At 43.0% G+C, this 6,481-nt stretch carries 6 protein-coding genes; 4 read left to right on the top strand and 2 right to left on the bottom strand.

Annotated features, from left to right (window positions below; genetic code table 11):
- Window positions 1-53: 53 nt before the first annotated feature.
- Window positions 54-1,379 carry a serine/threonine-protein kinase gene (locus F7734_RS60025; protein ID WP_155753643.1) on the bottom strand — a complete coding sequence of 442 codons (1,326 nt, stop codon included), beginning with the start codon at window positions 1,377-1,379 and terminating at the stop codon, window positions 54-56.
- Between the two features lie 196 nt (window positions 1,380-1,575).
- On the opposite strand from F7734_RS60025, the gene F7734_RS60020 reads away from it, so the two are divergent.
- The 3 genes from F7734_RS60020 (at window position 1,576) to F7734_RS60010 (ending at window position 4,424) form a co-directional block, all read left to right on the top strand.
- The gene (locus F7734_RS60020; RefSeq protein WP_155753642.1) at window positions 1,576-1,911 is read left to right on the top strand and encodes a DUF6825 family protein; all 336 of its coding nucleotides are present in this window, start codon (window positions 1,576-1,578) and stop codon (window positions 1,909-1,911) included.
- A gap of 85 nt (window positions 1,912-1,996) precedes the next feature.
- The gene (locus F7734_RS60015) at window positions 1,997-3,682 is read left to right on the top strand and encodes an AarF/ABC1/UbiB kinase family protein (protein ID WP_155753641.1); all 1,686 of its coding nucleotides are present in this window, start codon (window positions 1,997-1,999) and stop codon (window positions 3,680-3,682) included.
- 16 nt (window positions 3,683-3,698) lie between these two features.
- A complete protein-coding gene (locus F7734_RS60010; RefSeq protein ID WP_155753640.1) occupies window positions 3,699-4,424 on the top strand; it encodes a Stp1/IreP family PP2C-type Ser/Thr phosphatase in 726 nt (241 codons plus the stop codon).
- 61 nt (window positions 4,425-4,485) lie between these two features.
- Here the strand turns inward: F7734_RS60010 and F7734_RS60005 are convergent, their stop codons facing one another.
- A complete protein-coding gene (locus F7734_RS60005; RefSeq protein WP_155753639.1) occupies window positions 4,486-4,863 on the bottom strand; it encodes a hypothetical protein in 378 nt (125 codons plus the stop codon).
- A 605-nt stretch (window positions 4,864-5,468) separates the two neighbouring features.
- Here F7734_RS60005 and F7734_RS60000 point away from each other — a divergent pair.
- Window positions 5,469-6,296, top strand: coding sequence for a photosystem II manganese-stabilizing polypeptide (locus F7734_RS60000; RefSeq protein WP_155753638.1), 828 nt, complete (start codon window positions 5,469-5,471; stop codon window positions 6,294-6,296).
- Window positions 6,297-6,481: the final 185 nt, after the last annotated feature.

Here is a 6,481-nt window from a genome sequence, read left to right as displayed (position 1 = left end):
TCATTCATCATTCATCATTCATCATTCATCATTCATCATTCATCATTCATCATTCATCTCAGTCCCAGCCAATCTTTTATCTCTTGAACTAACCAAAGGCATTCTGGTTCACTAGTTTGAAAATTGAAATCGCCAAATTTATATTTATTTTCACCTGCTGCGATGATAATTTTCATGATTTCTGAAGAATCTTCTCCTCCTTTGGATTGATAAATGTAAACATAAACATTGTGTATGTCTAGTGTTTTCCCATGAAGCTGTCGGTAAGGCTTACCCAAAACACTCCATGTAATGGCAAAGGAATCTCTTTGGAAGTTAACCTTGGTTTCACTTAAAGGAGCAACCAGGTAACCTAGGGAAAGCACTGAGCCTGCTAACCAAATCAATGGTGCTAAACCTGTTCCCAAACTAAATAATCCCGCAAATAAAGATGATGCAAATAATCCCAGTGTTAAACCAACAAAATCTAAAGCTCTCAATCCTCGTTTGGGAAGTTTGATGTTGAGTTGATGTAAAGATTTTTTAATTTGAATTCGGCTGTTGTATGGCTTGTGAACAGGGAGATAGTTTTTAGAATTTTGAGGTGCATCAAGTGCTTTTAGAGCTTGACGAGCCGTGCTAAATCGCTCTTCTACATCGGGTTCTGTAAGAGTTTCAATCCATCTGACTAAAGAGGGATTTATGCTGAGGCGATCGCTAAACTGAATCCGCATCTTTCGTTGTGGTAAATCGGCTGGTTGTACTCCTGTCAGTAAATGAATTAAACTAGCCCCTAAAGCGTAAAGATCGCTCGCAGGAACGGCTCGACCACCAAACTGTTCCATTGGTGCATAACCATAAGTCCCAATCACAGTAAAAGTGGCTCTTTCAGTAATCGCTCGATCTTGTACAGCACCAAAGTCAACGAGATAAATTCGCTTGTCTTCCCCCAAAATTAAGTTACTGGGTTTGATATCTCGGTGAAGCACGGCTGGGTTAAGTTCGTGTAAATACACCAAGATATTTAAAATATCTGTGGCAATTTGGCGAATTTGCTTTTCCGAAAATTTCTGCCCTTGAGTCAGCAACTCCTTTAAGGAAGAACCAGGTATGTAATCCTGAACTAGACCAAACCACAAAATGCGATCGTCAATGGAAAAATAATCCCGATATTTGGGAATTCGGGGATGGTCTAATTGCTTGAGAATAACAGCTTCTCGTTCAAAGAGTCTCAGACTTTCCCACTGCACTTGGTCGCCAAATGTCAGCAGTTTTACAATGACACCTTCGCTTGGCTGTTTGGTTAAATCTTCAGCCAGCCAAGTTTGACGACCTGCATTTTGCCCCAGGTTCTCTTTGAGTTGATAGCGAGTTTGTAATATTTGTCCTACTTCTAGCATCGCCAATTCCTCTAAACAAAGTCAAATGAGCCTCAAATCAACACTGGTGGCAGATGCGGCTCGCTATCCCATATACCTTTTATAACCTTTGTTTTCTTTAGGTGCTGGTTTCTATCAAAAGTCCAGTACTCAAGCAGAAGCACTAGGGTAAGCGAGCAAGTTATAATTCTTTAGCGGATGAGCGTAACAAAAATTTATGAGTAACCCCCTAGTGCAAGCTTTTTTTGTTGGAAGAGCAGTTGCTGACGTCCTCAGCGAAAAATTGGAGTTCGCCGTTACTGATGCTTTAAGCGAACTCGGTAAATGGGATGCCGAACTCAGGGAGCAAATGCGCGAGTTTACAGAAGAAGTCCTAGAACGGGCAAACCGGGCATCTGCTGCAGCTGGTGCTACTTCAACTTCTTCAGTTTACTCTGGAACTAGTTCAGCTCCAGTTGACACACAAGCCGCGATCGATGACTTGCGAGCAGAAATTGCCACACTTCGAGCTGAGTTGCATCAATATCGCAATCAAAGTAATGCTAATGGCTAATGGCTAATGGCTAATGGCTAATGGCTAATGACACTTGACCAATGACAAATGACCAATGACTAGTGACCAGCGGTAAGCAAAACATATGGAAAAAGGTTATTCGGATAAGGCATACCGTTGGAATCGGGAAAATTACTCTCGCAGACGGCGCTTTGTGGATATTTGGTCTTTTGTCTTGACTTTTTTGTTCAAGCTTTGGCGTTACAACAAGTCTTGGAGTTATCCAGGTGGTGTGACGGAAGCTAAGAAAACCGCAAGGCGAAAGGCTCAAGCAGTATGGATTCGCAATACTCTTTTGGATTTGGGACCAACTTTTATTAAGGTTGGACAACTTTTCTCTACTCGTTCTGATATATTCCCAGTTGAATATGTCGAAGAACTGTCTAAGCTACAAGACAGAGTACCCGCTTTTAGCTATGAACAGGTAGAAGCGATTATCGAGCAAGAGATGGGTAAGAAAATTCCCGACCTCTTTCAGAGTTTTGAACCAATTCCTCTGGCAGCTGCTAGCTTGGGTCAAGTTCACAAAGCTACCCTGCATTCGGGGGAAGCCGTTGTTGTTAAAGTGCAGCGACCGGGTCTTAAGAAATTATTTGAAATAGATTTACAAATTCTTAAGGGAATCGCACGTTATTTTCAAAACCATCCAGACTGGGGACGCGGTCGCGATTGGATGGGTATTTATGAGGAGTGTTGTCGCATTCTTTGGGAAGAAATTGATTATCTCAATGAAGGTCGCAATGCCGATACGTTTCGTCGCAATTTTCGTGATATTGAGTGGGTGAAGGTACCGCGAGTTTACTGGCGTTATACCTCTTCTCGTGTTGTCACTTTAGAATACCTTCCTGGTATCAAAATTAGTCAGTATGAAGCGATTGAGGCAGCAGGTTTAGATCGGAAGGAAATCGCCCGTCACGGTGCGGAAGCTTACCTACATCAATTGCTAAATAATGGATTTTTCCATGCAGACCCTCACCCAGGAAATATTGCTGTTAGCCCAATGGGTGCTCTCATTTTCTATGATTTTGGGATGATGGGACGTATAAAAAGTAATATACGTGAAGGGCTAATGGAAACCCTGTTTGGGATTGCCTCAAAAGATGGCGATCGCGTTGTTAAATCTCTCATAAATTTGGGTGCTCTTGCTCCCGTAGAAGATATGGGACCAGTGCGCCGCTCCGTTCAGTATATGCTGGACAATTTTATGGATAAGCCTTTTGAAAATCAATCCGTGGCTGCTATTAGTGACGATTTGTACGAAATAGCATATAATCAGCCATTTAGATTTCCTGCTACCTTCACTTTCGTCATGCGAGCTTTCTCGACTCTTGAAGGTGTAGGTAAGGGGTTAGATCCTGAATTTAACTTTATGGAAGTAGCAAAACCATATGCAATGCAGTTTATGACCGATATGAATGGTACAGAAGGCAATAGCTTTCTCAATGAATTGAGCCGTCAAGCAGTTCAAGTCAGCAGTACGGCACTAGGTCTACCGCGTCGGCTCGAAGATACACTAGAAAAACTAGAACGGGGTGATGTACGGCTGCGAGTTCGGTCTTTAGAAACTGAGAGATTACTGCGCCGCCAAACAAATGTTCAGCTGGGAATGACTTATGCTGTTATTGTGAGTGGTTTTACCCTTTCAGCTGCTATTTTATTGTTGAAAGACTATGTATGGTTGGCTGCGCTTGCTGGTTTAATCGCGGCTGCTGTTTCGTGGCTGTTGATTCGACTGCTCATGCGCCTCGACCGCTATGACCGTATGTATTAAATTTTGTAGAGACTATATGAAAATTAACTCTACTGGGAAAAGTGACCCAGGACTTATTCGTTCTAATAACCAAGATGCTTACTACATTGACCCAGAAGACCGCTTTTTTATAGTCGCTGATGGTATGGGTGGTCATGCTGGAGGCGAGCAAGCAAGTCGCATTGCTACACAAGAAATTCAAACTTATTTAACGGCAAATTGGAACGCTTCTAAATCTTCCGAACAATTACTAGAAGAGGCTTTGTTAAAAGCGAATGAAGCAATTTTGCTCGACCAGCAAAATCATCCAGAACGGGCTGATATGGGAACAACCGTTGTAGCCATCCTGTTTCGCAATAAGGAGTTACCTTGGTGCGCTCATGTTGGGGACTCCCGGCTGTACCGCTTCCGTAACTCTCAATTGGAACAAATCACCGAAGATCACACCTGGGTAGCACGCGCTCTGAAAATGGGCGATATTACTTTAGAAGAAGCTCGCATCCATCCCTTCCGTCACGTTTTATCGCGCTGTTTGGGGCGTGAAGACCTTAATCAAGTTGATATCAAGCAAGTAGATATTCAAACAGGCGATCGCCTCCTATTATGCAGCGATGGACTCACAGAAGAACTTGCCGACCAAACGATTAGTTCTTTCCTCCAAGAAAACCCTGTAGTAGATAAAGCCGCCTACTCCCTCATTGAATCAGCCAAAGAGCATGGCGGACACGACAATATCACCGTTGTTATTGTAACAGTTGAGTAATTGGGAGTAGGGGTTAGGGGTTAGGGGTTAGGGAAGAGTTTGTAATTTCTTTCTATTATCCCTACTCCCTACTCCCTAAAGAAGTTTCACTTTCTACTGCAAGTCCGTCATTATTATTGCTAACGGTTAGTTCTTGTTCTAAGTGTTTTAGAAAGGTTTGCAATTTCATCCGCTCTATGTAAGGCCATCCACCCTCAGACTCAATATTACGCAGCAGGGAATAGAGTGCTTGACGGTTATCAGGTAAACTTTGCTGGAAAGCTCCTTCCCGAATTTCTTGGTGTAACTGCTCGAGCTGTCGCAGTAAGGCTAAAAGGGCAATAGTGTCTCCTTGAGAAGCCTGCACCGCATTGCTGACAGCAGATGCGATCGCTTGCAGTTGGGCAGACAAGTTAGCTGACAAATTGACTGACTCCGTTGCTTTGCCGTTGTGACTCATTGAAACCTCTGTTGGAAAACCTGCCAACCTTTGATTTAAAATCAATTTACCGCAGGTGGTTGACTTCGACTATAAATCTATAGAGCGAGAATCGCTTTCACCCTCTCGCTTTCCTTTTATAGTACCGTTCTCTGAGGGAAACTTGACAAATTTTACACACATTATGTTGCTAGTGGGTGTTAACGACTCGTTCAAAATAGGTGACAAAATCTACAAGTAACCTTTGCCTTTAGCATAGCTGCTTTTTGCCCTCAGCTCTGTGCCCTCAGTCTTCTGATAGAGTAGCCGCATAACACATAACGTGCAGCACAGCCCTACCTACTGCCCTTTGCTCGATCCCAGCATTGTAGTTGAATATTAAAACGCTTTGATTTTGAGTTAAAAAAAATCGTATGATCTGGCTGATGATTCGCTAATTACCCATAGAACAATGGGCTGTATGTAAAACTGTGGATTTTTCTGTTATCCTACAACCACACATCTTGTCAAGATGTTGTGTGTGGGCTATTTGGGATTTTTCCCCAGATCAAAGAAAGCTAAACGTTAAGCACATTTAGCTATCGGTTTTACTACATAATTAATAATTTTTTACATTGAGGTTAACCATGAGGTTTCGCGCTTTAATTGTGGCAATCTTGGCTTTATGCATGGGCTTTTTAACTGCTTGTAGTGAACCAACGAGTTCTGGTACAGACTACCTAACCTATGACCAAATTAGAGGAACTGGTTTGGCTAACAAATGCCCGCAGCTGGCAGAAACAAGTCGTGGCTCGATTCCTATCGATCCTAATGGGGCTTACACCATAAAAGAACTTTGCCTGGAACCAACCCAATTCTTCATAAAAGAAGAGCCACTTAATAAACGGCAAAAAGCGGAATATGTTGGTGGCAAACTGTTAACTCGCCGCACTTACTCTCTTGACCAAATTTCGGGAGATCTGAACGTCAATTCCGATGGTAGCCTTACCTTTATAGAAAAAGATGGTTTTGACTTCCAAGCCGCCACTGTTAAACTTCCTGGTGGTGAAAGCATACCCTTCTTATTCACCGTTAAAGGTTTGGTTGCTCAATCACAACCGGGCTTAACTAGCATCAATACTTCCACTGACTTTGAAGGTACTTTTAAAGTCCCCTCTTATCGTGGTGCTACTTTCCTCGACCCCAAAGGTCGCGGTGTTGCTAGCGGTTATGATAACGCCGTAGCTCTTCCAGCTCAAGCAGACGATCGAGAACTGGTAAACGCTAACGTCAAGAGAACTGATGTGTTAAAAGGTAAAATCTCTTTGCAAGTAGCAAAAGTAGATAATGTGACTGGTGAAATTGGTGGTACTTTCGAGAGCGAACAGCCTTCAGATACGGATTTGGGTGCGAAAGAACCTGAAGAGGTTAAAATTCGCGGTTTGTTCTATGCTCGACTTGAACCTCGTGCCTAGTTCTTTTTAGGGTATAGGGAGTAGGGAGTAGGGAATAAGGACTGGTGATTGGGGACTGGTGATTGGGGACTGATGATTGGGGACTGGGGTAACTCCTAATTCTAATTACCATTGCCTGAAACGCCAGTCCCTTGCTTGTTTATATTTATGGCAAGGAGTACGTTCTAGCCCCTACCCCCTAATCC

Source organism: Scytonema sp. UIC 10036 (assembly GCF_009725235.1).
The sequence above is the reverse complement of the archived record's forward strand: the minus strand, read 5'-3'. Positions and strand labels throughout refer to the sequence as shown.

Coding starts and splice junctions, on each gene's coding strand:
- F7734_RS60025 (WP_155753643.1), bottom strand. CDS start 1,379: ATGCTAGAAGTAGGACAAATATTACAAACTCGCTATCAACTCAAAGAG.
- F7734_RS60020 (WP_155753642.1), top strand. CDS start 1,576: ATGAGTAACCCCCTAGTGCAAGCTTTTTTTGTTGGAAGAGCAGTTGCT.
- F7734_RS60015 (WP_155753641.1), top strand. CDS start 1,997: ATGGAAAAAGGTTATTCGGATAAGGCATACCGTTGGAATCGGGAAAAT.
- F7734_RS60010 (WP_155753640.1), top strand. CDS start 3,699: ATGAAAATTAACTCTACTGGGAAAAGTGACCCAGGACTTATTCGTTCT.
- F7734_RS60005 (WP_155753639.1), bottom strand. CDS start 4,863: ATGAGTCACAACGGCAAAGCAACGGAGTCAGTCAATTTGTCAGCTAAC.
- F7734_RS60000 (WP_155753638.1), top strand. CDS start 5,469: ATGAGGTTTCGCGCTTTAATTGTGGCAATCTTGGCTTTATGCATGGGC.